This window comes from Brevibacillus sp. NRS-1366 (assembly GCF_050467985.1).
The window spans coordinates 1-25193 of sequence record NZ_JBITPN010000049.1; the positions used below are offsets into that span (position 1 = coordinate 1).

At 44.0% G+C, this 25193-nt stretch carries 16 protein-coding genes and 2 pseudogenes; 3 read left to right on the forward strand and 15 right to left on the reverse strand.

The window, feature by feature from the left end; translation table 11 throughout:
- Window positions 1-20 precede the first annotated feature (20 nt).
- Window positions 21-695: pseudogene (locus ACIFQN_RS28850) on the forward strand (cation:dicarboxylate symporter family transporter); the annotation flags it as partial.
- Window positions 696-1220: 525 nt separating this feature from the next.
- Here ACIFQN_RS28850 and ACIFQN_RS28855 read toward each other — a convergent pair.
- The 5 genes from ACIFQN_RS28855 to ACIFQN_RS28875 form a co-directional block, all read right to left on the reverse strand.
- The gene (locus tag ACIFQN_RS28855) at window positions 1221-2573 is read right to left on the reverse strand and encodes an amidohydrolase (protein WP_429836489.1); all 1353 of its coding nucleotides are present in this window, start codon (window positions 2571-2573) and stop codon (window positions 1221-1223) included.
- A 13-nt stretch (window positions 2574-2586) separates the two neighbouring features.
- Window positions 2587-4134: an AbgT family transporter gene (locus ACIFQN_RS28860; RefSeq protein ID WP_429836490.1), complete on the reverse strand. Its 1548-nt coding sequence runs from the start codon at window positions 4132-4134 to the stop codon at window positions 2587-2589.
- A gap of 1260 nt (window positions 4135-5394) precedes the next feature.
- Entirely contained in the window at window positions 5395-6636 is a 1242-nt protein-coding gene (locus ACIFQN_RS28865; RefSeq protein ID WP_429836491.1) for a DUF4073 domain-containing protein, read from the reverse strand.
- Window positions 6637-6975: 339 nt separating this feature from the next.
- A complete protein-coding gene (locus ACIFQN_RS28870; RefSeq protein ID WP_429836492.1) occupies window positions 6976-8595 on the reverse strand; it encodes a peptide ABC transporter substrate-binding protein in 1620 nt (539 codons plus the stop codon).
- Between the two features lie 117 nt (window positions 8596-8712).
- Window positions 8713-9132 (reverse strand): GNAT family N-acetyltransferase, encoded by a 420-nt coding sequence (locus tag ACIFQN_RS28875; RefSeq protein ID WP_429836493.1) that lies wholly within the window; start codon window positions 9130-9132, stop codon window positions 8713-8715.
- A 173-nt stretch (window positions 9133-9305) separates the two neighbouring features.
- Here ACIFQN_RS28875 and ACIFQN_RS28880 point away from each other — a divergent pair, with 173 nt between their 5' ends.
- Window positions 9306-9485, forward strand: coding sequence for a hypothetical protein (locus tag ACIFQN_RS28880; protein ID WP_429836494.1), 180 nt, complete (start codon window positions 9306-9308; stop codon window positions 9483-9485).
- A 143-nt stretch (window positions 9486-9628) separates the two neighbouring features.
- On the opposite strand, the gene ACIFQN_RS28885 is transcribed toward ACIFQN_RS28880, so the two are convergent.
- From ACIFQN_RS28885 to ACIFQN_RS28930, 10 genes and pseudogenes are all read right to left on the reverse strand, one after another.
- Complete coding sequence (locus ACIFQN_RS28885; protein ID WP_429836495.1) at window positions 9629-10327, reverse strand: ABC transporter ATP-binding protein; 699 nt, start codon at window positions 10325-10327, stop codon at window positions 9629-9631.
- On the reverse strand, window positions 10324-12066 hold the full coding sequence (locus ACIFQN_RS28890; protein ID WP_429836496.1) for an ABC transporter permease subunit: 1743 nt from the start codon (window positions 12064-12066) through the stop codon (window positions 10324-10326). Before ACIFQN_RS28890 ends, ACIFQN_RS28885 begins: the two co-directional genes overlap by 4 nt.
- 36 nt (window positions 12067-12102) lie before the next feature.
- The gene (locus tag ACIFQN_RS28895) at window positions 12103-12936 is read right to left on the reverse strand and encodes a branched-chain amino acid ABC transporter permease (RefSeq protein ID WP_429836497.1); all 834 of its coding nucleotides are present in this window, start codon (window positions 12934-12936) and stop codon (window positions 12103-12105) included.
- Window positions 12937-13025: 89 nt separating this feature from the next.
- Window positions 13026-14222 (reverse strand): transporter substrate-binding protein, encoded by a 1197-nt coding sequence (locus ACIFQN_RS28900; RefSeq protein WP_429836498.1) that lies wholly within the window; start codon window positions 14220-14222, stop codon window positions 13026-13028.
- Between the two features lie 15 nt (window positions 14223-14237).
- On the reverse strand, window positions 14238-15644 hold the full coding sequence (locus ACIFQN_RS28905) for an amidase (RefSeq protein WP_429836499.1): 1407 nt from the start codon (window positions 15642-15644) through the stop codon (window positions 14238-14240).
- 280 nt (window positions 15645-15924) lie between these two features.
- Window positions 15925-15996, reverse strand: a pseudogene (locus tag ACIFQN_RS28910) (helix-turn-helix domain-containing protein); the annotation flags it as partial.
- A complete protein-coding gene (locus tag ACIFQN_RS28915; protein ID WP_429836500.1) occupies window positions 15997-17586 on the reverse strand; it encodes a sigma-54 interaction domain-containing protein in 1590 nt (529 codons plus the stop codon).
- Window positions 17587-17807: 221 nt separating this feature from the next.
- A complete protein-coding gene (locus tag ACIFQN_RS28920; RefSeq protein ID WP_429836501.1) occupies window positions 17808-20729 on the reverse strand; it encodes a WG repeat-containing protein in 2922 nt (973 codons plus the stop codon).
- A gap of 142 nt (window positions 20730-20871) precedes the next feature.
- Complete coding sequence (locus ACIFQN_RS28925; protein WP_429836502.1) at window positions 20872-22650, reverse strand: sensor histidine kinase; 1779 nt, start codon at window positions 22648-22650, stop codon at window positions 20872-20874.
- Complete coding sequence (locus ACIFQN_RS28930; protein WP_429836503.1) at window positions 22647-23327, reverse strand: response regulator transcription factor; 681 nt, start codon at window positions 23325-23327, stop codon at window positions 22647-22649. Before ACIFQN_RS28930 ends, ACIFQN_RS28925 begins: the two co-directional genes overlap by 4 nt.
- Window positions 23328-23529: 202 nt before the next feature.
- Here ACIFQN_RS28930 and ACIFQN_RS28935 point away from each other — a divergent pair, with 202 nt between their 5' ends.
- Complete coding sequence (locus ACIFQN_RS28935; RefSeq protein ID WP_429836504.1) at window positions 23530-24558, forward strand: AI-2E family transporter; 1029 nt, start codon at window positions 23530-23532, stop codon at window positions 24556-24558.
- The last annotated feature ends 635 nt before the right edge of the window (window positions 24559-25193 follow it).

Sequence of the window (25193 nt, forward strand, 5' to 3'; positions counted from 1 at the left end):
AGAATTAGATTAGCATTCACATTTTTGCTTTAATTGGTGTTACCGCTTCCAAATTTGGAGCCTCCTCTTTGATACCTCTTGGCAAGTTGATCCTTTTACTCTATCTGTGCATGTTTGTATTTGTAGTATTGGTATTGGGAATAGTAGCTAAAATTTGCGGAACTAATATTATGAAAATATCGAAGCTTCTAAGGGATGAGATAATATTAGCCTTTTCTACCGCAAGTTCAGAAGCAGTCTTGCCTAAGCTGATTGAAAAGATGGAACGATTTGGATGTCCGAAATCGATCACATCTTTTGTAATCCCTACCGGATATACCTTTAATTTGGATGGATCTGCACTTTATCAATCGATGGCAACCATATTTATTGCACAAATATTTGGAATAGATTTATCGATCATGCAACAGATCACAATTATCCTGGTATTAATGTTGACTTCCAAAGGAATGGCAGGTGTTCCAGGTACGTCACTGGTAGTTTTGCTAGCAACGCTTAGTGCCGTTGGTCTCCCTGTTGAAGGTGTGGCGTTAATTGCAGGAATCGACCGAATTTTAGATATGGGGAGAACCGCTGTAAACGTGCTTGGTAACGGCTTAGCTGCCATAGTTATTTCTAAATGGGAAGGTCAGTTTGATAGTGGAAAAGCAGATCTAGCTCTGAAGGATATTCAAACACAAAAAATGAGCTTGTAATTTCACTTGTGGGCATCTAAGTTCTATACTCTTATTCTTTAAAAAGGTAATGTAAACGCTATCAACCACAGAATGAGTTATTTTAACTCTTCACAAAGGATATTTGAAGTTCTCAACTTAAAAAGAGGCTCGTACAGAATATTGTTCTAAACTTGAGTTGATAAATTGAAAACAAGTTTTAATCTCACCCTGATCAATGAAATAGCGGCCAACTAAGACCTAATAATAATGTCTTAGACTGGCCGCTGTTTTTATTGAACTAATGGACCACGATAGCGTAATGAACCAGATCCTCGGCACTGAACTGCATTGCTAATCAGCGTAACGTCCAAATTAATAGAAGGCAGGTTTTATCGCGGTTATCCTTCTTTGCCTGGACTAAGGAAAAAGACCCTCATAATAGAGAGCCTTCTTCGTCATTTTTCAACAGTACCCCTCATGCTCTTAGGCAACTGGCACACATTCAATCGTCCCAAATTAATTCCTGTTTCAGTACTGCAATTGTACAACTCCCGATATTTAAACCTACAATTGACCATCTGAATTTACAAGATCAAAGAGAATATTACCATACACCTCGACAGCTAATTTCAAAGCTTCTTCATTAAAATCAAAAGCATGATGGTGATGACCAGCCTTGAGTTCTGTTCCGAACAACATATAAGTAGCTTTACCTCCGTTACGTTGAACAGCCTCCATCATATACGTAGCATCTTCAGAAGCATTGAACGGTAATGTTCTAATGACTTCTGTCTCAGGATTCATTACGTGCACTACTTTTTCTATATATGTTACCAAGTCATCATTACATGGAGTCGAGATGGCTTCTCCAATTAATTCAATTCGCTCTGTTACTTGATACATCTGAGAGACAGAGCGAATTATTCTAATTGCTTCTTGCTTCAGGTACTCATTAACTTCGTTTGAAGTTCCACGAGTCTCTAACTGTAACATCGCCATGGCAGGAATAATATTTCTACCGGTACCTGACTGTAGCATCCCAACATTAATGCGGGAATCCCCTTTGCCGTGACGACTGATCGCATGTAGCTGCAAGGCCATTGTTGATGCCGCAAGTAATGCGTTATGCCCCTCTTGTGGTGCAAATGAAGCATGGGCAGGAACCCCTACCAAATCAACATCTATTTTTGATGATGCCATGAAGTTAGTTACGCCGCAGACGACTAGGTTATTTCGATTAGCATTCAATCCCAAATGGCCTGTAAACAAATAATCAACATCATCCAAAATACCCGCATCAATCATTGCTTTTGCCCCTCTGCATCCTTCCTCAGCAGGTTGAAAAATCAGCTTCACTTTTCCCGAAAAATGATCTTTCATCCCAGAAATAAGAGATGCAACGCCAAGACCGATAGCTGCGTGACCATCGTGTCCACAAGCGTGCATGACCCCTTCATTTATGGATGCAAAGTTATCTTTGAAAGGAACATGATCAATTGAATTATCTTCGTATATATTCAAGGCATCAATATCAAATCTGAATGCGACAGTTGGTCCCGGTCTATTAGATTTCCATTCTCCAACTACACCTGTTAATCCGTGGCCCATTTTCTCCACAAGCATTTTATTTGCACCTAAATTCAATGCACGGTCTTTAGCTTCTGAGATTACAACAGTATCTGGTACACCCATTCTTGAATCTGCGTGAATAATCTCTTTACCCAGCTTTATAGAAAAACCAATATCTAAAAGTACTTCCGCAATTAGCGCTGTCGTACGAAATTCAGTCCATCCTACTTCGGGGTGGCGATGTAAATCACGCCTCCAATTAATCACTTGATCAGATATCATTTCCATTTGTTGTTGAATGAGCGTCTGAAACATTATTATCATCACCTTTTCAAAAAATTTATTCAAGCCAGATGCTCTCTTATTGGTTGTTTATCAGGTTAGGCATTACCCCTGGTCCAATCGGTATGCCTAAGAAGTACCAAGCAACTATTAATACCATCCATGCCCCCAAGAACAGTAATGCATAGGGCATCATCATCGCAATTAAAGTTCCAACTCCTGACTCTTTTTTGTATTCTTGCATATAAAGAAGGACTATCGGCATGTATGGATTAAGAGGTGCGATCGTATTGGTTGCCGATTCTGCAATCCGATAAGCTAGTTGAACGAAGGCTGGGTGAAAACCTATCAGCATAAACATCGGAATAAACACAGGTGCCAACAAGGTCCATAAAGCTGAGCCACTAAAGATAAATAGACTTAGGAACGCGGTTAACAACGAAAATGCTAGTAAAACAGGTAAACCAGTAATATTTGAGCCTTTTAAAAAGTCAGCGCCACTTACAGCCATCCAAACTGCGATATTACTCCAATCAAAAAAAGCTATAAACTGAGCTGCTGCAAATACCATAACAATAAACCCTGTCATTTCTCTTAAAGCTTCGGACATAAACTTCGGAATGTCCTTTTGGGATTTGATCTCCCCTGTCATAACGCCATACGTAGCTGCCACAGTAATAAAAAACATCAATATAATAGGGATTATTCCACTCATAAATGGAGAATTAAGAATACCACCTGTTTTAACATCTCGAAGCAGTGCACCCTCAGGCAGTACAAGTAGAGCTAAAACAATGACATAGACGGCTGCAACTATACCTGTTACTCGCAGGGCTTTGGTTTCTTGTATTGTCAGATCTTCAAGTTTTGCTGTTTTTTCCGCCTGATACGTACCTAACCTAGGCTCTACGAATTTTTCCGTTACTATGGTAACAAGGAAAGAAAGGAATAATGTGGAAAACGCCATAAAGAACCAATTGTCTACCGGAGTTACCATTGCATTAGGATCTATTGTTTTTGCCACTTGGGTACTGATACCGGATAGCAAAGCATCTGTACCACCTATAAAAATATTTGCAGTAAATCCTGAACCAACTGCTGCATACCCAGCAGCCAATCCAGCCAAGGGGTGTCGGCCAAGGGTTAAGAAAACAATTGCAGCCATGGGGGGAATAAGTATAAAAGCAGCATCAGAGGCAAGATGTGCGAGAAATCCTGCTAATACAACTGTAAAGGTTACCAACCGAGCTGGAACTCTAAGTACCATTTTCCGAAGAACTGCTTGTATCAATCCAACTCGTTCAGCAAGACCTATACCAAGAGTCATTCCAAGCGCAAGACCTAATGATGGAAACCCAGAAAAATTCTTAATCATACTTGTCAGAATGTATTGTAATCCTTCTTGTGTTAAGAGACTTTTTACAAAGACAACCTCTTTTTTGACAGGATGAATAACCGAAACTTCAAACGCAGCCAATATGGCAGAAAGTATCATCACACTAAAAGCTAGGTAAATAAATAAGATAAATGGATGCGGTAGTTTGTTTCCTATTAATTCAACCTTCTTGAAAAATCCTACATTTTCTTTTTGCAATTTATTCTGTAAACCTAGATTTCCAGTAGACATAAGTACCCTCCCCCTTTTAAAAAAACGGAAATTTCAGAATTAGAATAGCGAATTCACTATGTATGTTTACTTATCGTTAAACACTTCCTCTCGTTTAAGTTTCACGATCTCAACAAAGCCTAAGTTGATCGCCTCACAAGCATTATATATAAATTTATCTATAAATTTCAACATTTAAATAACTTATTATACAAACCCTTGATTATACGATCCTGTTTCTAAAAAAGTTATAATTGATCACATCATTTCAACGAAGCAAGTTAAAAGGTTATATATGTTAAAAATCCAAAATAGAAATTCGAAGAAAATGGTGATTAAACAGTTACTTTCACTTATTTATAGCGAGCTTGGTCTTCCCTAAAAGTATTACCACCAACTCAGATTGATAAGTATGTAATATGAAACCATTAAACCTCTAAGAATTTTGTACAAAGTTCAATATATTTTTTTATAAAACAATAAAATTGTTATTTACTTTAATATCTAAAATTAAAAGTTCACGCTGCTAAACTGACCCAGGGTTTGCTTTTTCATGGTCCTAACTTCAGAGATGAAAGTAACATCCGCCCTCCTTATTCACTCATTGAATATCAAACTTTGGTGATAAAAAGTTTTTTCCGCGTCTTGTACAGTACGTCGATGCATTTCGTATATTGAATGATAAAGTAGACGAGCAGAGTAAGCGCTCATTAAAGTAACAGACCTCTCTCCCCAAAAACGCATATGAAGTTTCCTGCCAGGTGGCCTGCCTACAAATAAAAAAAGCCGAGGGGAATTGTCCCACGGCTTCTCTTTTTATCACACAATACCAAATGAAATCCCCGCTCCTGCAAGGCTACCGGTTCCCACTCTTTCCTTCCTGCCATTAGCGAAAAGGTGAAATCCTGCGAATTCATGAGCTAGAGTGAGTATCCTTAATCATTTCGAGGGAGCGTAATGATTCGGCGTGAGTCTAAATCTTTATTTGCTTAGTCTATAAGTACGGAGTGGTTTAAAGTTGATAGAGCACCTTATTGATTTATTGCCTAGTAGCCAAGGTCTCAGCTACTTCCCTGATGTTTCATAAAAATACGCATAGAGATTAATGTGGAGAACGAGCACATTGTCTAGAAAAATGCATAAGGACTCGCCTTTTGACGAGTCCACAACAGTTGAAAAAACCCAATCGAATTACCATGCGAAAACTTGACTACCCGTCCGCTGGCAGCAGAACCCATCCATACTGGGGCTACTAGGGATGCTTACTGTACGGCAGTCCCGTTACTTCTTGAATTTGACCATTTTGGGCTTACCGTCTTCCAGATTCATTTCCCCTTTATGGCGGACAAACACGACCTGGTTTCCGGTAAATGTCGGCGGATTTTCCGGATCAAAATCTTGCCAGTTTTCCTGTTCGCCAACCGCGTACTCCATGTATCGAGTCGCACCGACAAGTACGTTATTCTCATCGTCAGCCCATACATCCGGCGGCAACTGCTCGATTCTTCCCTTCTGGATGCCAAGCTTCTTGATTACTTTGTCATGTAGGTAGTCATAAGCCTGGATGACGACATCGTCGCCATGCACCTCCAAGCGCAACCCTTGTTTGAAAGCCCCTCCATCCGGCGCGACTTTTTCGCCGCCGTCTGGACCTTTTGACATCCATCCCGTTTCAATGCCACCCGTGTTCACGACGGTAAATCCCCGTTTGTCTCCGCCTTCCACTTTCTTTTTGCCTGCCCAGTCCGGCAGGTTCAGATCCCAATGGGTGTGGCTCGTGAAGAAAACGACTTGCGGATAATCTTTCAGGATGTCAAGGAGTTTGTCCACATTCAGATAATCGTTCAGGTAAGGATTTTGTCTGGAACCGGAGACACTGTCCGGGAGCACATGGTGGGAGAAGATAAAGATGGGCTTATTCTTGTCCTTTTTGTTGTAATGCTCCAGGTTTTCTTTCAACCAATCCAGTTGTTCATCACTCATGTATACTTCATCCCACAATTTTGGATCGTGGTATTTCATATATTTCTCCGTACCGAGGAAGATAAAGGGATATCCGTCGATTTCTTTTTGATGATAAACTTTCTCTTCTCCACTGAATTGGTAGAAGTTATCAAACAACTCCTCTTCTGTTGTGCCATTTGGCCATGTACTTTGAGCAAGCGTTTGGGGATTTTTCCACTTTGGTACATAAAACTCGTGATTTCCGATGCTGTACCATACGTTTTTGGGATGAGGGTTTTTATCGAGCACATCTTGTACGGCTTGATATTCAAAATCGTAGCCGCGAGGAGTAATATCACCGTTTATGATCAGCGCTTCGGACTTTGGATTATCCTTGCTGATGTCTTGCAAAACGTGACCAAAATCTCGCAAGTCTCCCTGAATGTCACTGATCACGTCAAATGTCATTGTTGCCTTTTTCTCAGAATATTTGTCATTTGCATGAGCGGAATCAACGAGTGGCAGGATTCCACCCAAAAGGATGGCAGAAGCAGTCATACTGGCTATCATTTTTTTCATTACGGACCTCTCCTCATCTGTTTTAGTCACTACGCCCATCCATTCCCCAATATTTTCCTAATGCCATTCCGCCTTTCTCTTGTTTTGTTGTGGTTTTTGTTGTTTGTTACACCATAAATAGTAGCTATCCAATATCAAGAAAACGTTAATCCAACATTAAGATTGCAAGAATGGAGCAAAAAGGTACTTATTGCCTGCCTGTTTATAGAAAAAAAGACACAGGACCCGTACCGGAATCCTGTGCCTGCATACCCTATTTTCCAAAAATCTTATGTGAAACGCCTATATCAACCTCTGAAGTTTGTGATCGGTGGATGAGGCAAGAGCCTGCATGCTTCTTTACTCTTTGTACGCCCATTTGTAATCAATACTTCCGAGTCCATCCAGTACGATGCCCTTTACTTTCTCATTCTGAACCCATTGATTGGTGTAGAAGTAGATAGGAGCTACCGGCATCTCGTCCATCAGGATGGCTTCCGCCTCAGCTAGCAGTTGCCTACGTTTGTCCGGGTCTTTCTGTGTTGCAGACTGATTCAAGAGAGCCTGATACTTGCTGTTTTCCCATTTGGTATCGTTCAAGCCGCCATCTTTATCCTTGAACAGCTCCAAAAAATTGATTGGATCACTATAATCGCCGAGCCAGCCCATCCGCCCAATCTGATAGTTACCGTTGTGCATATCCTCCAGGAAAACCTTCCACTCTTTGTTCTCCAGCTTCACGTCAACGCCGAGAGTGTCCCTCCACTGCTTTTGGATCGTTTGCGCTATCAATTGATGACCTTCGGAAGTGTTATAAGAAAGGCTAATCGGCGGGAGCGTCGACAGCCCCAATTCCTTCATGCCTTCTGCAAGCAGTTTTTTCGCCGTCTCCTTGTCGTTATCCTTGAAATATCCTTCCTTTTTGGCGGTAGCAGCCAACGGTACTGCCCCCATTGCAGGCATTTGCATGGCATTTGTCAAAGTATCAACGACTTCCTGACGATGAATCGCATAGGCAAAGGCTTTACGGATTTTAGCATTGGTAAATGGCTTTTGTTCCGTATTAAATTTGTACCAATATACCCCGGCAATTGGCTTCGTCTGCACAACCCCTAGCTTTTTCAGCGCGGGCATCGCATCCGTCGGCAGCACGTTCAGAGGCGCTCCTGCCCAATCAAGTTTGCCTTCCTCAAACAGGGCTAGCTCCTCATTCTCCTCGCTCTCCATGGAGAACTCCAGCTTGTCCAGTTTGACTGCCGCTTTATCCCAGTAGTTCTGATTTTTCACCAGAATCAGCTTCTCACGAGCTTCCCATGACTCCAGCTTATACGGACCATTCCCTACATGTGTCGCAGCCTCCTCGGCCCATGCTGGATTTGTCTCTACCACTTTTTTGTTGACCGGATAGTAGCTTGCAAACGTCGTCAGTTCTGTAAAGTAGGGCGTGGGCTGCTCCAAGGTTACCGTCAGTGTTTTCGCATCGATTGCCTTTACCCCAACGGTATCCAAGCTTTGCTTACCCTGATTTGCTTGTTCTGCATTTTTTACGGGATACAACATGTAAGCATAACTACTCTCTGTTTCCGGGTTCAGCACTCGCTTCCATGCATATTCAAAATCCCCCGCAGTCACAGGATCTCCATTGCTCCATTTCGCATCTCGCAAGTGAAATGTATAGGTCAAAAGATCATCCGATACATCGATTCGGTTTGCCATCGAGAGCTGTACCTTGCCATCCGGCCCTAACCGGGTCAAACCATCGAAGGTCGCTCTGACCAATGCTGTCGCACGCTCCTCCTCTGTTCGCGCTGGATCAGCAGTCGGCGCTCCCCCCGGCATGTTCAGTCTAAGCTCTTGTTTTTCAGCTGCAACCGCGGTAGTCTGCGGCTTCACTTCTGCGGCCATCACCGTACTTGCAGATGATGCCAGCACTCCTGCCACGAGCAACAGATTCGAGACGACTTTGCTTTTCTTTTTCAACCGGTTCCCCTCACTTCTTCATTACTCAAACTGTACACATAATACCAAATTAAGGGAATAAGCACAAATTATTCATTTGTTCCAGCGGTAATGCAGAAAGTCTTCCTTTTCCTGCCGTCACATGTCCTTTTTCAAATAATAGTGTGTATGCCCGCCAGCATTTTCAATAACACCATATATTTCGAAGCCTTGCTTCTTATAAAAATCGAGTGCCTGAAAGCTTAACGTATCCAGCTTTATGAAGTCGCAGCCTTTCTTTCTCGCTATTTTTTCAGCTTCAACTAAGAGCTTTTTCCCATACCCCACTTTGCGGAGCTCCTCTTCCACAAACAAGTAGTGGACCTCCAGCCAATTCCAACAGATCTCCCCGACAATACCACCAAAAATGCGGCCTTCTGCATCTTTTACGAACAGATTTACCTCTTGATACATTCCTTTTAACTCATCCGGAAAATGCATGTGATTAAATGCAATCAATTTGTTCCGTACATACGTTTTATCTGCACTCGTTCCTTCATTCGTTATCGTTAGTTCCATCCTTCACTCACTCCCCTGGATTTTCACAACCTTTTAAATCTACCACATTTTGCCTGCTTTAAGAACTCATGACATTTTCCTCATGTCCGTACCTCGCTGAGCAACTTCCTCTGTACTCCTTTCTATCGTTTTTTCTCTCGGGGAAATCGGCTATCATAGAAGACGAGGTGACGATGGTGGCTTATTTAGAAGAAGGTACGTTTATTGCCTATATTGCTTTTTCCGTTTTTTTCTTGGTCGCTTACAAGCTTAGTCAGATCTCCCTGATTTCTCTCATTCTCTCGCTCGTTGCTACCGCTGTTTTGGCTGCTGTCTTTTACGTGTTGGTGCAGCAGTATTGGCCCGTGCATTAAATGAATAGAGAGATTGGCCCCTATCGTACAAAAAAGGAGAGCCGTAACCTGATGTAAAAAATCCCATCGTGTTACGGCTCCTTTTTCTAGCAGTCCAGCTTTACCCAAACAGACAAATTTACAATCTATGGCCCATTTGAATGTTAGATCACCAAATACTCCTCAACCTTGCTTCTTGTCTCAGTGTCTATGATTCCCTTATCGATTATCCTGCCCTGGTTCATTACCGCATAAGAGTCAGCAATGCGAAGTGCAAAATGAACATTTTGCTCAATTAACAAGACCGTGGTTCCTTGCATTTTATTGATAAAGACCAACGCTTCATTCATTTTTTCAATAACCGACGGCTGTACCCCCTCTGTTATTTCATCCAGCAACATTAATTTAGGGGAGCGAATCATTGCTCTAGCCAACAGCAGCATTTTTTGTTCTCCGCCGCTCAGTGTGCCTGCGTATTGATTTAAGCGTTGTTTTAAAATTGGGAAGTAGCGAAAAGCGTCTTCACAAGCTTCCAAAAGAGATTGTTTTTTTAAAGGGAATCCCACTAGTAAATTTTGCTCAATCGTAAGCTTTGGAAAAATGGCTGCTTCCTGAGGAGCGTACGCAACCCCTGATTTGGCCACTTGAAAAGATTTATACCCTTCCAAGTCATGCTCACCGAACTTTATTTCCCCGTTCATCTTCGGATTTACGCCCATGATGGTTTTTAATAACGTGGATTTTCCGACACCATTTCTTCCCAACAAACACATGATGCTTCCGTGGTTCACCTCCAAGTCGATATCCCTGATAATGACAGTTCGTTCATACCCTGCCGTCAATTTTTTCACTTGGAGTATCATCCTACTCTCCCCCCCAAATAAATTTCCTTGACAAGATTGCTGCTCGTAATTTCGGTAACAGAACCATCCATGGCAATTTTGCCAGAATGCAACAGCGTAACGCGATCCGCTATCTCTTTTACAAAATCAATATCATGCTCAATGATCATCAAGGATAGCCCTTCGTCGCGCCCCAGACTTTTAAATATTTCGCCAATTTTTTTACGCTCTGCTAAGGTCAAGCCAGCAGTAGGCTCATCCAATAGTAAAACCTTTGGTTCAAGGGCAAGAACCATACACAGTTCCAACGCCTGCTGATCGCCATGAGACAAATTCCCCGCGATTACGGTCAGTTTTTCATGAAGCTTGGTCTCATGTAACAAACGAACCGTTGACGAAGAAAGGTTTATTGTCTTGCCGTTTTTGTAAAAGGAAGGTGTAGCGCCCTTTCTTGAGGCCAATTGCAAGTTTTCTTCTACAGTCAAGGAAGCAATGATATTAGTCGATTGAAATGTGCGCGCTACGCGTGATCTGGCTATCTTTTGCGGGCTCCAGGCACATATTTGCTCTTTTTCAAGCGTAATCGAGCCTTCCGTATATTTGACACGGCCAGTTATGGCATTAATCAAAGTGGATTTTCCCGCTCCATTCGGCCCTACTACACACTGTAATTCTCCACTGCGTAATGCAAGATTCAATCCGTCTAATATGGTAAGGTCCCCATACGCTACCTTTACACCTCGGATAACGAGAACGTCATTCCCTTTGTCCTGCTTGACAACAGGATCTTTCGCTTTCGTAACAATTTTGTATGGAGTAGTTTTATCCTTTGCTTTGCCCGTAAATGAATACAATCCGTTCGGTACAAATACGACAGCCAACACAAAAATAAAGCCCAAGAAAATTTGCCATAAATAGGGGGAGATATCATTAAAGATAGGGCTCAGGATGTTGATCAGCAAAGCACCTATTACAGCACCAACCAATTTTCCGCGTCCTCCAATTGCAACCCAGACTATAATTTCTGTAGCCAAAGTAAAATTGAGTAAGCTCGGGGATACAAAGCCATCAAAAGGAGCATAGAGAACACCAGCAAAACCGGCAATGGCACCGGAAAAAACGAAAACAAGAGTGCGTATCCATTGCGTGTTGTAACCCAAAAATTTGCAACGTTCCTCGTTATCACGGACCGCTACAACCAGTTTTCCCATGTCGCTTTTCACGAATTGATAGGCAACCATTACCGTTAGAACAAGTAGAGAGAGCAGAAAGTAGTAGAGCATCGATCCGGAAAAAGGAAACGAAGGAATATTCGTCAATCCATTTTGTCCGCCAGTCAAGCTGGAAAGGCGAATCGACAGTTGTTCAAATAGAATCGACAAAGATAGGGTGACGACACCTATATAGAATGGGCTTGACTTCGAATAAAAAACGAACCAACTTACCAGAAAAGCTAAAAGAACGGGAAGGAGAATACCGAGTGCAACTCCCCCGAGCGAAGCAAATAACGATCCTCCTTGTAGACTCATTATGGCGAACGCATATGCACCTAAACCAAAAAAAACACTGTGTCCCAAGGATAGAATTCCGCCATATCCCCAAGCAATATCGATACTGATCGCCAAGATCGCAAAAATAATGGCCTTGCCAAGCAAGGAGGAAAAATAGGAAGTGGATATCATAGGGAGTATGACTAACAGGCAAATAATGATCGCCAAGTCACGAATAAGCTTATTTTTAAAAAGAGACAATATTTTCATTCCATCATTCTCCTACATTCGGATAGTATTTCCGTATCACATTTTGGATTCGCGTAGCCGGATAACGAGAACGGAAAGAAGGACCACACAAATGCTTCCCCACGTCGGATCTAACCAAAATGAAAGTAAGCTTTCACTTCCTCCAAGTAACGAAGCGCTTCCGGCCAGTCCAGTTAAAGCCCCGACTCCACTGACAAGGACAGCCAGAAAAGCATTAATCACGTAACTCAAACCCATTAGCGGGTAGACACTCACAATCGGTGCTATAATCGCGCCTGCAAAGCCGGCCAGGGCGGCACCAACAACGAACGTCATGCGATACACCTTATTCACATTGACACCCAATGCAGCAGCCAAGGAGGGATTCGCAATAACCGCTTTTACAATCACGCCTAAATTGGTTTTTTTCTCAATGATCAAAAGGGAGATTGCCAACAAAACGGCAATACAAATAATAATCAGTCGATAAAGAGGGTAGTGGGCGCCAAGAATGGTAATGGATGTGTCCACAGGAGGAGTAATGGGCTTAAAACCTTTACCGAATACCCATTCAACAACTTGTCGAATGATAATAGCCAATCCCCATGTGGCCAGGATTGATTCCATGATTTTACCGTAGAGGTGCCTGATCAGAAGTTTTTCCGTTAAAAACCCTACCACTCCTACCAAAAGAGGAGCTAGCAAAAAAGCGAGCCACGGACTCATCCCCAGATGTACGGTAATGAACGAGGCATAAGCACCTAACATGATAAACTCACCATGAGCCAGATTCACTACGCCCATTAGCCCGAAGATAATGTAAAGCCCCACAGCAATAATGAATAAAATGGAGATTGAACTAATCACATTTAGCATCATAGCAAGAGACATTTAAAAACTCCCTTATCGCTTATTTGTTTATACCAGTAAAAACGAGCTCCTCCTTGAAAATAAAGGAGGAGTTTTTCTATTTTCATTGCCTACTTTCGCTGATTTCCAGGAGGTATTTTGCCGAAGTCCTTTACCATTTTAATTTTGCCATCGCGCTGAACCTCTCCAAGAAATATAGGCAACGTGGCATGGCGGGACTCTTCTTCGTAAGATACTTCTCCCCTAGGCCCATTGAAAGAAACCTTCGTTAAAAATTCCTTCACTTTCTCGCTTTCTAAGGTATTCGCCTTTTCTACTGCTTTTGCCCACAAGTGGACGGCGTCATAACTGGGCACGTTTGTGAAATTCGGTTTGGGTGCGTCTTTCCCGTTCGCTTTGAAATACGCCTCTAGAAACCTTTTATTCTCTGGTGTATCCATATCATAGAAATAGGCTGCGGAGATGAACATACCCACTCCATCCTTCCCAAGGGCATCAACTACATTCTCATCTCCAGATAGAGCAATAACTTTCACCGTTTCATGCAATCCCATCCCATGGAACTGTTTCATAAATGCGATGAGGTCGGAACCAATCAATTCTAGAGAAATAAAATCGGGCTTCGTCGATTGAATTTTTGATACGATAGAAGTAAAGTTGGATGTGCCCAGTGGCAAGTATTCTTCTCCAACTACTTCACCATTTGCCTTTTTTACGACCTCATTCACAACTTCACTGGTTTTTCTCGGCCACACATAGTCGCTGCCAACGATAAACCACTTCTTCCCTTTATATTGCTCCATCATGTAAGGATAGACGGGTACCACTTGCTGATCGGGAACCTCTCCATTTATGAACATATTCTTTGAATACGCTCCGCCTTCATAAAGAACCGTATAGAAAAATAGCTGATCCGTTTTTTCGGCTACTGGCAGAATCGCGTTTCTTTCTGCACTATTTGTCGCAGCAAACAATACATCCACTTTGTTTTTATTTAATAGAGCTTTTGCAGAATCGCTTGCCGTTTTCGGATCAGAACCTGAGTCGCCTACCACCAGTTCCAACTTTTTGCCTAACAGCCCGCCAGAATCATTGATTTCATTTACTGCTAGCTGAGCTGAGTTTTTTGTCGGTATACCATAATTAGACCCTACTCCGCTTAGGGCCGTTAACATTCCTACCTTGATGGTATCACTGCCACCCGATTGTTCTTCATTCCTTACTGTTTCTTTGTTCTCTATGCTTCCACAAGCGCTAACAGTAAACACCAATAGTATCGAAATGATTGAAAACAATACTTTTTTCATAATTTTCACCCACCATTAAATATTCGGAATATACTTCAAACCAAAATGCGTTTCATAGGCATTTGCCACCTGCAATACCTTCGATTCTTTAAATGGAGCCCCCATTATTTGCAAGCCGATCGGCAATCCATTGCTACTGAAACCGCAAGGAACTGTTATCGCTGGAATACCGGCTACATTCGCCGGACAATTTAGTCGAAGCATACTATCTACAACGGACTCTTCAAAATCTTCATATTGAATCACTTCTTGCCCAATTTTTGGTGCCGTTGTTGGAAGTGTCGGGGTACAGATAATATCTACTTTTGCAAAAGCCTGCGCAAAATCATTTTTAATCAGATTTCTATTTTGCTGAGCTTTGACATACTGGGATGCCAATATCTTCTCCGTATGCTGAAACCAAGTAATAACATCAAATCCGAAATCTGAAGGTCTATTTTTTATATTTTCCTCATGAAACACAGCCGCTTCCACTCCAGCAATCGTAGAAGTGACGGTTAGCGAATGCCTACTATTTGGTAGTTCAATCTCTTCAATTATGCAACCGATTCGCTTAAGATCTTGAATAGCGCTTTCTACACATTGTTTGACCTCTGGATCGATGTTCTCAAAGTAGTAATTTCTAGGAAGACCGATTCGTGTACCTTTCAAATCAGAATTAAGCATAAGTGTATAATCCTCAGAAGACACTTCTCTTGAATCCGGGTCATTCGGATCGAATTCCGCCAATACGTGGAGTACCACAGCAGCATCACGAACTGTCTTCGTGATAGGACCCGCGTGATCAAGAGACAAAGATAAAGGTGTAACACCATATTTACTAATAAGACCATAAGTAGGTTTAAGCCCCACTACACCGCGAAGTGAAGCCGGGATGCGTATCGACCCTCCTGTATCAGTCCCGATCGATGCCATACATTGATTGGCGGACACAGCTGCGGCAGATCCTCCGCTGGAACCACCTGCTATACGTTCTAAATCCCATGGATTTCTAGTCGGTCCGTAATGCGGATTGTTTGTTGTAACACTAGCAGCATACTCATGCATATTTACTTTCCCAGTAATCACCGCTCCAGCTGCCTTTAATCTTGCAGTGATTGTGGCATCGAAATTTGGAATTTGGTCTGCATCAATCTTTGCCCCGTTCGTGGTGCGTATACTTTCGGTATGGATATTATCTTTCAGTGAAATCGGAATCCCATGTAATGGCCCTAAATAATTGCCCGACTTTATTGCAGCTTCTGCTGCCCTAGCTTGTTCTTTGGCTTCTTTGCTCGTTACTGTAATGTACGAATTAATCCTAGCATCCGTTTTTTCAATTCGAGACAAAATGGATTCGGTAACTTCTACGGGAGATATTTCTTTGCTTTCAATCATAGAAGCTAATTCACTAACCGATATCTGGCCATAATCTTTATCCATTACGAATCGTTTCCCCCTTCTTCATTCGATTGAAAGCTTCAATTCTCTCTTTCGCTCATTTGAGCCAGCTTTTTTCACGTGCTTCACTCCTTTCCTTATCTGTTTCTTGTTTAAGTCATTTTGCAAATGCTGTGCCAATAAAAAAGCAGAATCCATCAGTTCACTGGATTCTGCTTTTTATCGTGTCAAGATCAATTCTACAATATTGTTCTTTCGTCAGTTGTTTGCAATTCTCCATCAAGATGTGTTGTATTTTTTCAATGGTGTATGCGTTTTCACATCATTTTTGGATCTTATACTTCTGCATTTTCCGAATCAAGGTAGAGGGATCAATTTGTAGGACCTTCGCTGCTTATCGAATGCTCGAAAACTGATCGATGGCCTGTTTAATGATCACTTCTTCGTACTCCTCAATCTGTTCTTTTAATGCTTGAACTGTTTTTGTCGGGGATGCTCCGTCATTGGGATGATCATTGGCTGAGCCAATTTTTAGCTCTCGGTTAATATCCGATATTTCAATCATTGTTGAATTGACCATTAAACTAACGCGTTCGACTAGATTTTGCAATTCTCTTACATTCCCTGGCCAATCATGTGCCTGAAAGCTATTTAATGCTTCCCGTGAGAATGTTCGGTGGATTCCATACTTGTGTTTGCATTCATTGAGTGTGTGGAAAACCAACGGAATAATATCCTCTCTTCTCTCGCGCAGTGGAGGAATAAAAATGGGAATGATATTTAAACGATAATACAAATCTTCTCTAAACTTTCCTTTTGCAATCATTTCTTCGAGGTTCCGATTGGTCGCAGCCACAATGCGAACGTCTACTTGTATTGGCTTGATCCCGCCAATACGGGTAAATTCATACTCCTGCAATACGCGTAGCAGCTTCACCTGAAGATGAAGTGGCATATCGCCGATCTCGTCAAGAAAAACAGTCCCTCTGGAGGCAATTTCAAACAAGCCCGGTTTTCCCTTACGATGTGCACCTGTGAAGGATCCCGACTCGTAGCCGAATAGCTCAGATTCCAATAATGTTTCAGGGATGGCCCCGCAATTGATTTTTACAAACGGTTGATTGCGACGATCGCTGTAATAATGGATCAAATTCACAATTTTTTCTTTACCAACACCGGATTCTCCGTGAATTAATACAGCAGAGTTCACTTGTGCTACACGCAGCGCACGATCCACCACTTCTTCCATGTTTCGAGAATGAAAGACAATCGAATTTTTGACGTCCTGCTTTCCTTTCAGTTCTTCCAACTCCCGATTTGCCATTTCGTGCTTCTTCTCCAAGTCGAGGATCTCTTTTTCCAATTTATTTAGCTCTGTCAAATCCCTTATATTGCAAACCACTTTTTCAATCTTGCCCTTATTATTTCGGATGGGAACACCCGAAATTAAAACGTTTTTTCCCGTTACGACTTTTTGGATCACAGTAACTGCCCTATTTTCCTCCAATACCTTAAGTGTGGGCGATTGGTCTATGACTCCTTCATGCATCAGGTCCTGCAGATTTCTGCCTATACACTCCTGCGCTTTTAATCCAGAAATTTGTTCATTAGCCGGGTTTTGGTACAACACTACGCCGTCGGCATCACTAATCACAATCCCGTCAAACGAAGAATTGATCACTTCGTTGAGTTCATGTTGAACAAGTTGTAATTCTTCAATTTCCTTCCACATCAAAGCATTTTCATTTCTATCATGAATAAAAATAATAGCCTGATTACCATACCAGATGACCTCTGCCTCGTAAGGAGGATCGTACAAACAAAAGTGAGTCAAGCCTTGAACACAAAGATCGACTATTTGTCGCAATTTGTCTTGGCTGTATAATTGACGAGTCTGTCGATTTATCATTTGAATGTTCCCGACTGAATCAATTACACAAACTGCAATTGTTTTGATTTTATCCTGGATCGTAGTTAGCTCCATTGGATATACTCCTCCTTTCTTATCTACGTTTATTATAAATGATAGCACTAGCGTTTTATAAAAGCTCGATTCGGTATTTTTAAAAAATTCCGAATCCCTTTGTCATTTCAGCTCCCCCTCATCAAACCGTACATGAGGTTTTCACTCATACGGCGGACAGGGCGGGCAAGCGCAAAAAAAAAGCGGGAATGACTCCCGCGTCTTCTAGACAACCTCTTCTTTTAGTGCGCTAGATACGCTCCCAAAAGCCCTGCCACCTGCTTATTATACTGAGCGATCAATCCATTCGCTGCCTTTCTCCATTCTTCTTCAGGCAAAGGCAACATCAATTCGTTCCACGCTTTTCCGTTCACCATGATCATGGGTGTCAGCATCTGCTGCTGGGCAAAACTGAGATTGCCCAGCGAGAGTACTTTTGCCTTTACCGCTTTTTTCCCGGAGAGCGAACGGGTCAGCTCCTGGAAGAAGCGCTGATAGTGCTCGGCGTACAAATCCATCGTTTGATAGTAATTGTGTCCGCCCCTCTCTATGACCAGTCCCCGTTTCTGCGCCCACTCCCACAGCTGCGCAGTATTCAATGCTTGACTGGTCTTGCCTGTAGCCATGAAGTATAGCAAAGCAAACAGGTCGTCATCGTTCATGCCTGCCCGATCCGCGTCTGCCTTGAGAATTCCTTTTGAAACGAGCTCAGCCAATACTCCTTTTTTGCCTGCTTCTTTCGGCAGATTGAGATAGAGTGCCAGGTTCGCAAAAAACTTTTGCTCGCTGGAGCCGCCTACAGGCCAGCTGTATGGCTTGTCGAACTCAATCAATTCCAGCGGATTCTGCCGTATCAGATCCGTGTAGGACGTAAAGCCTTGCAAATTCAACGGACGGTAGGTGATTGCTGGCTTCTTCGTGAGAAACGCCGTTGTAAACAGCTCCTGTCCATTCTCATCGAGGTAGCCGAATTGCTGATTCGTTGTGAAAAGGAAAGGCGGCCGTTTCTCTTCGCTTGGCCAATACTGTGGAAAGACTTCATTCGTGGGGCGAATCACCCCGTACTTTGGAACCGTGAGCGGCTTGCCTTCCACAGTCATGAATCCATACAAGCCTGTCTTTTCATCCTGATAGACGATGGCTCCTTGTTTTCCGTTGCTGGCAGGGTGCGGCTTCAGCGATAGATAATTGCCAGTCGTGAGCCTACCCAGGTCAGTGGAGTATACATCCCAGCCCGAGTTATTTTTTATGAACACGTTATTTTGACCTTCGGGGCTATCGATCCCGCTAACACTCGAAAGCTTTTGAACCACCTGATTTCCCTCTTGGGCCCAAATATCCATCGTTCCATCTGTTCGACCGAGAATCAGCAGATTTTTCCCATTCACCATTTTTGAAGCGAAACTGCGATAAACAAAGTCACTTATCGGCTGTAATTGTTCATTTTCAAGCTTGGTTAATGCCAACCCGCCAAGGCTCGAACCCGCTTTTTCCCCAATCGTGTAAAAAGCCCCGGCTACCTCTATCATCATGAGAGGAGGAGCATCATTGCCGCTGTTTCCATTCGGCACTTTGATGTCCGTTGTCAAAAGCTTGCCCTCTGGAGTATACAGATCAGCTATGCCTGCATCCAGACCTACCACTTGCTTGGAGTTATTCTCTATATAAACCGCTTGATATTTCTTGCTGATCGGTTGATTGGTTTCGCGGTCGATGATCACTGCGCCATTCCCCAAGCTCCCGGATGTAGCCAAACGGTCCGTTAACGGTTGAACCTTTTCTGTGTTCAGCTCACCGACGATGCCGAGTTCGTTGTAGTGATTCGTCTTTCCATCCGGGCCGGTAACGAGTACTCGCCCCAGCTTTTCATCGTAACGAATGACCGTATTTTCCTGAGGCGGCAAAAGTAGTCCTTTGCTGTCCGAATACAGTCCAATTTTTGTCCCGTCCTTGATGGCAAGCATGCTGTAGCTACCCAGTGTCGTGACCTGGTCAAACCAGAAGTCGGGCTCTTTCATCGGCAGCCCATAACCGGGGAGAATTCCTTTTTTCCCGTCGGATCGAACAAGTAACCGAGCGGCTGGCGGACCTTCCACATTTGGATAAGTAAATGGGATCACCGTCTTGCCGCCTACCTGAATGACGCCATACATGCCCGTTTTTGGATCCTGACCAAGCACGTAACCATCCCGTAAATACTGGGCGCCTTTTTTCATCGTCGTGGAAGTCCCTGCGGTGGCAGAGTGATACGTCATGGTGTCTCCAACCGCCGTGGTGTACATATCAGGTTTGGTAAACTCCATCCCCACCTCTGAATACTGCGGCTCAGCAAGCATTTTTCCGTCTTTCCACAGCCCTACACCTTTTGGTCCCACGACTTGAAAGTATCCGTTTGCCCATGTATAGAGAGCATTGTATTTAGGCTCCAGCACATATTTTCCGTCGACGTCCACCAGACCTTCTTTACCGCCCGACCGCACTTTGAGATAAGCCGTATTCGGTCCGCCTTCGTTTAGGATCAGCTCCGTTTTTGCCAAAGAGAATCGCGGCTTTAACGTTACCCCATCATACAAGGTCAGCTGTTTGCCATTGACGGCGGCGATGTAGCGCAGCGGGATGGCGTCTTGATTTTCAGTCTGGCCTTGTGGGACGAGCCCCACGACGGACAGCTTACCTGCAAAAGGCGGGATCAGTACTTTGCCCGATGAATCCAACACCATGGATGTTTGTCCGCCCATCACAATGACTGTTTCGTGGGCAGGGGACAAAAAATAGGAGTGTGCACCAGCGAATTTCACAGTAGATAGCTTACGAGTCGATAAGTCCAGATACTGAAACCATCCGCCCTTTTGGACGATCGCGATATTTTTTCCTCCGGGAATTTCAACCGAGTCCCACGTTGTCGGGGTTACTTCCTTTCCTGTTTTGGCTTCCAGAATGCCCTTTTTGCCAGCTTTAGTCACAATCAAATACTGAAACTCTCTCGTGAATTCGTCGTAGACGGGTTTGGTCACGAGCGCATTTCCATTCGTAAATCCAATCTTGTAGTCTGTCACGTACGGCTGCAAGGTGGAAAACGAAGCTGCTTGCACAGTGGTAGCGGTACTCCATGCGCTCACGCCCAGCATAACAGCCATGCAAACATTGGTGATTTGTTTCTTCATGATCAAAAGGTCCTCCCTTTGCCGTGCTCGCTTCTCATCTTCCTGCTATTGATGAGACGGGAAAAAAGCCAAAAAGTTGCATTTCCTTCCAACCAGCCGAATCAAAAGGAAGCAAGCAGTCCTCGCCTTTGGCGGCAGATGGCTAATTTTCATGCAAGTGACACGGCAGTTCAAAGGTAAACGTGACCCCTCGCTCTGTGTTTCTCACGCCGTACGTACCCTCGTGCAATTCTACGATGTGTTTGACGATTGCAAGGCCAAGTCCCGTTCCGCCCGTCTTGCGGTTGCGCGAACGCTCAATCCGGTAGAAGCGGTCCCAGACGTGCTCCAATTGCTCGGCAGGGATGTGTTCGCCTTCATTTTCAATCGACACGCATAAATCCCGTTTCTCGTTCCCCTCGATCCGGACGGTAATTTCGCTGCCAACCCGTGCATGCCGGATCGCATTCATCAAAATATTAAACAAGACCTGCTCGATCTTGACCTGGTCTGCAAAAAGCGCTTCTTCGTTTGCCAAAATTGTAACTACCCGCAAATCTTTTTCATTAAAATGATGCAACAGCTTATCGACGATTTCCTCCATCAGCTCACTCACGAAGAAATAGCCTTTTTTCAGCTTGATCGTTTTCGATTCCAGCTTCGTGAGCTCCAGCATGTCCCTGACCAAATCCTCCATTTTCTCCGTTTCATCCAGGATGACCTCGACGTACCGATCATGCTTGTTCTCTCCGACTCCATCCTTCAAGCCTTCCGCGAAGCTCTTGACGATACTGAGCGGCGTTTTGAGCTCATGGGAGACATTGGAGACAAACTCCTTTTGGATCAATTCCATTCGCTGCTTTTGTTCCATCTCAGCCCGGAGCTGGTCGTTCGCCTGCTGCAGCTCCTTCAGCGTCGTATCTAGCTTTTCCGCCATCGTGTTTAAGCTTTTGGCCAAGCTTCCGATCTCATCGTTTCGCATAATCGGCGATTTGACCGAGAAGTCCAGCTTGGCCATCCGCAAGGCGCTGCGATTCAACGAGAGCAGAGGCTTGGAAACGATTTTGGAAAAGACGAGTGAGAGCAGCAAAATAAGAGCAAAACCACCGATTCCGATATAGACGTAAAACAATCGCAGGGCATCATTCGCTTCACTAATCTGCTGGAGCGATGTCGAGGCAATGATCAGCTCGCTTACATGTCCGTCTCGCATCGCCGGCTGAATGACAACCAGACTTCGTACCCCGCTCCACGGCTCCACCCATTCTTCTTCGATGACCTTTCCGCTCTCTAAATTGGCTTTGCGCGCCTCGGATAAAGGAAACCAGTCTTTGATCACGAGGAAAAGGATTCCCTGCCTGGAGTTCCATTGATTGGGGGCGGGGATCAGCATCCCCGTTATCTCACCGGAGATTTGGGTTAATGGTTCTGCTGTTCCACTGGCTTTCAAGCTGCCGATGTCCTTTGAACCCTCTTTGCGGATAACGAGTGGATAAAACAAGGTTTGAGGTATGCCTTCCTCAAACACGCCTTCTGCCTCAATGCGATCCCCTCGCTGCAAATTCGCGTTGATCAGGTCTTTTCGATAGGCGTCCGGAAACAGTGACAAGGAGATTTTCACCTTTTCCCCGGCATCGTTGCGGATGACGATTCCGAATGGATTGTCGACCTTTACTTTTCCGTCTGGACTGACGATTGCGATTTGCGCTTTATTCCGACTGATAAACAAAGATACTTCATTTGCCATGCTTTCTTCGTCCCACTGTTTAGAGACGTAATGGTCTGCAAATACTTTTAATTTCTTCTCCAAATCGCCCAATTTCTTTGATTGATAAAATTGTTCAAAAAAAAGTAACTGACCCAGCATGATGATCGTATATAACAACAGGAAAAACGATGAAGTGATTGCGAACAGCTTTACGGTTACCCCCCGTCTCTTCATTGCTCTTCCTCAAATGTATAGCCTGCTTTGATGACGGTTCGGATGTGCCGAGCTTCGCCGCCCAGCTTGCTGCGAAGCTTCTTGATATGAGTATCTACGACACGCAAATCGCCAAAGTAATCAAAGCCCCATACATGATCCATAATGGTTTCTCGGGACAGGATAATTCCGGCGTTCTTGATCAAATACACTAATAGCTCGTACTCTTTTGGAGTCAGGTCGATCTCTTCTCCCATGATCTCCATGCGACGAGCTCGCTTGTTTACAACCACTTTGCCGAAACGCAGGAGATGATCAGCTTTGCCTACAGTCCCCTCTACCCGTTTCATCAGTGTATTCGCACGGGCAACCAGTACTTTCGGGCTGAATGGCTTGGTGACATAGTCATCGGCGCCCAGCTCAAAGCCCATCATCTTATCGTCTTCCTCCGATTTGGCGGTTAGCATGATGATCGGCACATCTGACCTGGCACGAATGTATTTGCACACTGCCCATCCGTCCACCTCCGGCATGAGGATATCGAGAATGACGAGATCCACCCTGAGGGTTTCTAGCATCTCTATCGCTTGTTTTCCATTTTCGGCTTCATGTACTATCCATTGCTCCCGCTCGAAATAGTCCGCTACAATTTCGCGAATTCTGCTTTCATCTTCGATTAGGAGCACTTGTCGTCTCATTTGTTGCAATCCCCCTTAGGCTCATCTGTCTCGCTCAGGAGAAATCCTGCACCCTAAGTATAGATGATTGCTGTGTCTTTTGTGTGTTCACATAGGCAGATGGTTAAATTACTGCTAAACAGGGAAAAGGACACAAGAAGTACACAAGAGTAATGTAATCTGTCAGTATATAGAATGTTTGCTACTTGGAAAGGATGTTCCCATGAATCTGCTCGCCTTCCTGAAAAAACCAGATGTCAGACGCTTTGGGATTTTAGCCTTGTTTTGCCTCTTGCTCTATTCTCTGGGAAGCATGATGAACGTCGTTTTATTGACCTTCCTGGTTACTTTTTTAATGGATCGGCTGCATTTTCATGTCACCCGGCTGATTCATAAAGTCGTCCCGATCAGTCCAAAGCTTGTTCTCGTTACCCAGTATGTGATCCTCACGTCTCTGCTCGTTGTTGGCGGATTCAAGGTATTTCCTGCCCTCATCCACCAGACGGCACAATTAATCCATGTAATCGAGCACGTATTTCGCAACCAGCAGGACAATGAGTTCATGCAATATCTGATGCCTGCATTGGAAAAGCTTGATATGCAAGGCATCGTGAAAAGCAGTCTCGATATGCTGACAGTTATCAAAAACTGGGGCTTCAATCTGTTTTTGGCTTTGCTTCTCAGCCTATTCTTTTTGCTCGGCAAAGCAAACGTCATCACGTTCACTGCTCAATTCCGTTCAAGCAAGCTGAGCTGGCTTTATCGCGAAATCGAGTTTTTCAGCAAAAAGTTCATCCTTACCTTTGGCAAAGTCATTGAGACTCAATTGTTGATCGCCTTGATCAATACGATCCTTACTACAATCGCCCTGTGGATTATGGGCTTCCCTAATCTGATTGGTCTGGCTCTATTGATCTTTGTTTTGGGGCTGATCCCCGTCGCTGGCGTGATTATCTCGCTTATTCCCTTGAGTGCGATTGCCTTTAGCATCGGCGGACTGACTATGGTTGTGTACCTGCTCATCTTCATCGCGCTGATTCATGCCTTGGAGGCGTACGTTCTCAATCCGCGGCTGATGGCATCGAAAACACACCTGCCGATTTTTTACACGTTTGTCGTTCTGATTTTCTCCGAGCATTTCTTTGGAGTGTGGGGGCTGATCGTTGGCATTCCCTCGTTCGTCTTCCTGCTGGATATTCTGGAAGTAAAAAAAATGGGACAACCACTGCCCAAAGCAGTCTCCACTCAGTGAGCAGGCTTTGGATTCATAAATCGCTTCTCTGGCAAACGGTGCTCGGATTCGGCCGGCTGCTAGGGAAGCTTTTTCCATTCGGTTAGGCTGTAGTGGAGGAGAGGAAACTGGAGAAAACGCTCTAGATTCTTGGGGCCCCTGCTGAGGGATCATCCCTGCACGTCTACATAAAAAAGCGAAACCGCGTCCAAAGTCGCCAATTCATGACGCTAATCAGAGGTGGACGCTTAAGAGCGTGTTTCTCTTTTTTCATTCCGCCTCGGCTGGTTCCCCAAAGATCTTCGCTTATTTCTCCTGTTTCCTCTCACCAACGCTGGCTTTCATTCTAGTCATTCCAGTCTTTTTTATAGGAAAAACGCGGGAAGTGCGCCCGCGTCCTTAGGTTAAGTGGTCGGTGAGGCTGTAGCGGAGAAGGAGGAAGAGGGAGAAAACGCTCCAGCTTCTTGGGTCCCTGCGAGGGGTCATCCCTGCACGGTTCCATGAAAAAAGGGAAACCGCGTCCAAAGCAGCCGATCCATGACGCTTCTCAGAGGTGGACGCTTAAGACCGTGTTTCCCTTTTTTCATTCCACCTCGGCTGGGCCCCAAAGAGCTTCGCTTTTTTCTCCCTTTTCCCAGGCCAGCTTTAACTCCTCC

Excerpts from the sequence above, each read along its gene's own strand:
- ACIFQN_RS28860 (WP_429836490.1), bottom strand. The coding sequence starts at position 4,134 with ATGTCTACTGGAAATCTAGGTTTACAGAATAAATTGCAAAAAGAAAAT.
- ACIFQN_RS28865 (WP_429836491.1), bottom strand. The coding sequence starts at position 6,636 with ATGAAAAAAATGATAGCCAGTATGACTGCTTCTGCCATCCTTTTGGGT.
- ACIFQN_RS28875 (WP_429836493.1), bottom strand. The coding sequence starts at position 9,132 with ATGGAACTAACGATAACGAATGAAGGAACGAGTGCAGATAAAACGTAT.
- ACIFQN_RS28880 (WP_429836494.1), top strand. The coding sequence starts at position 9,306 with ATGGTGGCTTATTTAGAAGAAGGTACGTTTATTGCCTATATTGCTTTT.
- ACIFQN_RS28885 (WP_429836495.1), bottom strand. The coding sequence starts at position 10,327 with ATGATACTCCAAGTGAAAAAATTGACGGCAGGGTATGAACGAACTGTC.
- ACIFQN_RS28890 (WP_429836496.1), bottom strand. The coding sequence starts at position 12,066 with ATGAAAATATTGTCTCTTTTTAAAAATAAGCTTATTCGTGACTTGGCG.
- ACIFQN_RS28895 (WP_429836497.1), bottom strand. The coding sequence starts at position 12,936 with ATGTCTCTTGCTATGATGCTAAATGTGATTAGTTCAATCTCCATTTTA.
- ACIFQN_RS28900 (WP_429836498.1), bottom strand. The coding sequence starts at position 14,222 with ATGAAAAAAGTATTGTTTTCAATCATTTCGATACTATTGGTGTTTACT.
- ACIFQN_RS28905 (WP_429836499.1), bottom strand. The coding sequence starts at position 15,644 with ATGGATAAAGATTATGGCCAGATATCGGTTAGTGAATTAGCTTCTATG.
- ACIFQN_RS28915 (WP_429836500.1), bottom strand. The coding sequence starts at position 17,586 with ATGGAGCTAACTACGATCCAGGATAAAATCAAAACAATTGCAGTTTGT.
- ACIFQN_RS28920 (WP_429836501.1), bottom strand. The coding sequence starts at position 20,729 with ATGAAGAAACAAATCACCAATGTTTGCATGGCTGTTATGCTGGGCGTG.
- ACIFQN_RS28925 (WP_429836502.1), bottom strand. The coding sequence starts at position 22,650 with ATGAAGAGACGGGGGGTAACCGTAAAGCTGTTCGCAATCACTTCATCG.
- ACIFQN_RS28930 (WP_429836503.1), bottom strand. The coding sequence starts at position 23,327 with ATGAGACGACAAGTGCTCCTAATCGAAGATGAAAGCAGAATTCGCGAA.
- ACIFQN_RS28935 (WP_429836504.1), top strand. The coding sequence starts at position 23,530 with ATGAATCTGCTCGCCTTCCTGAAAAAACCAGATGTCAGACGCTTTGGG.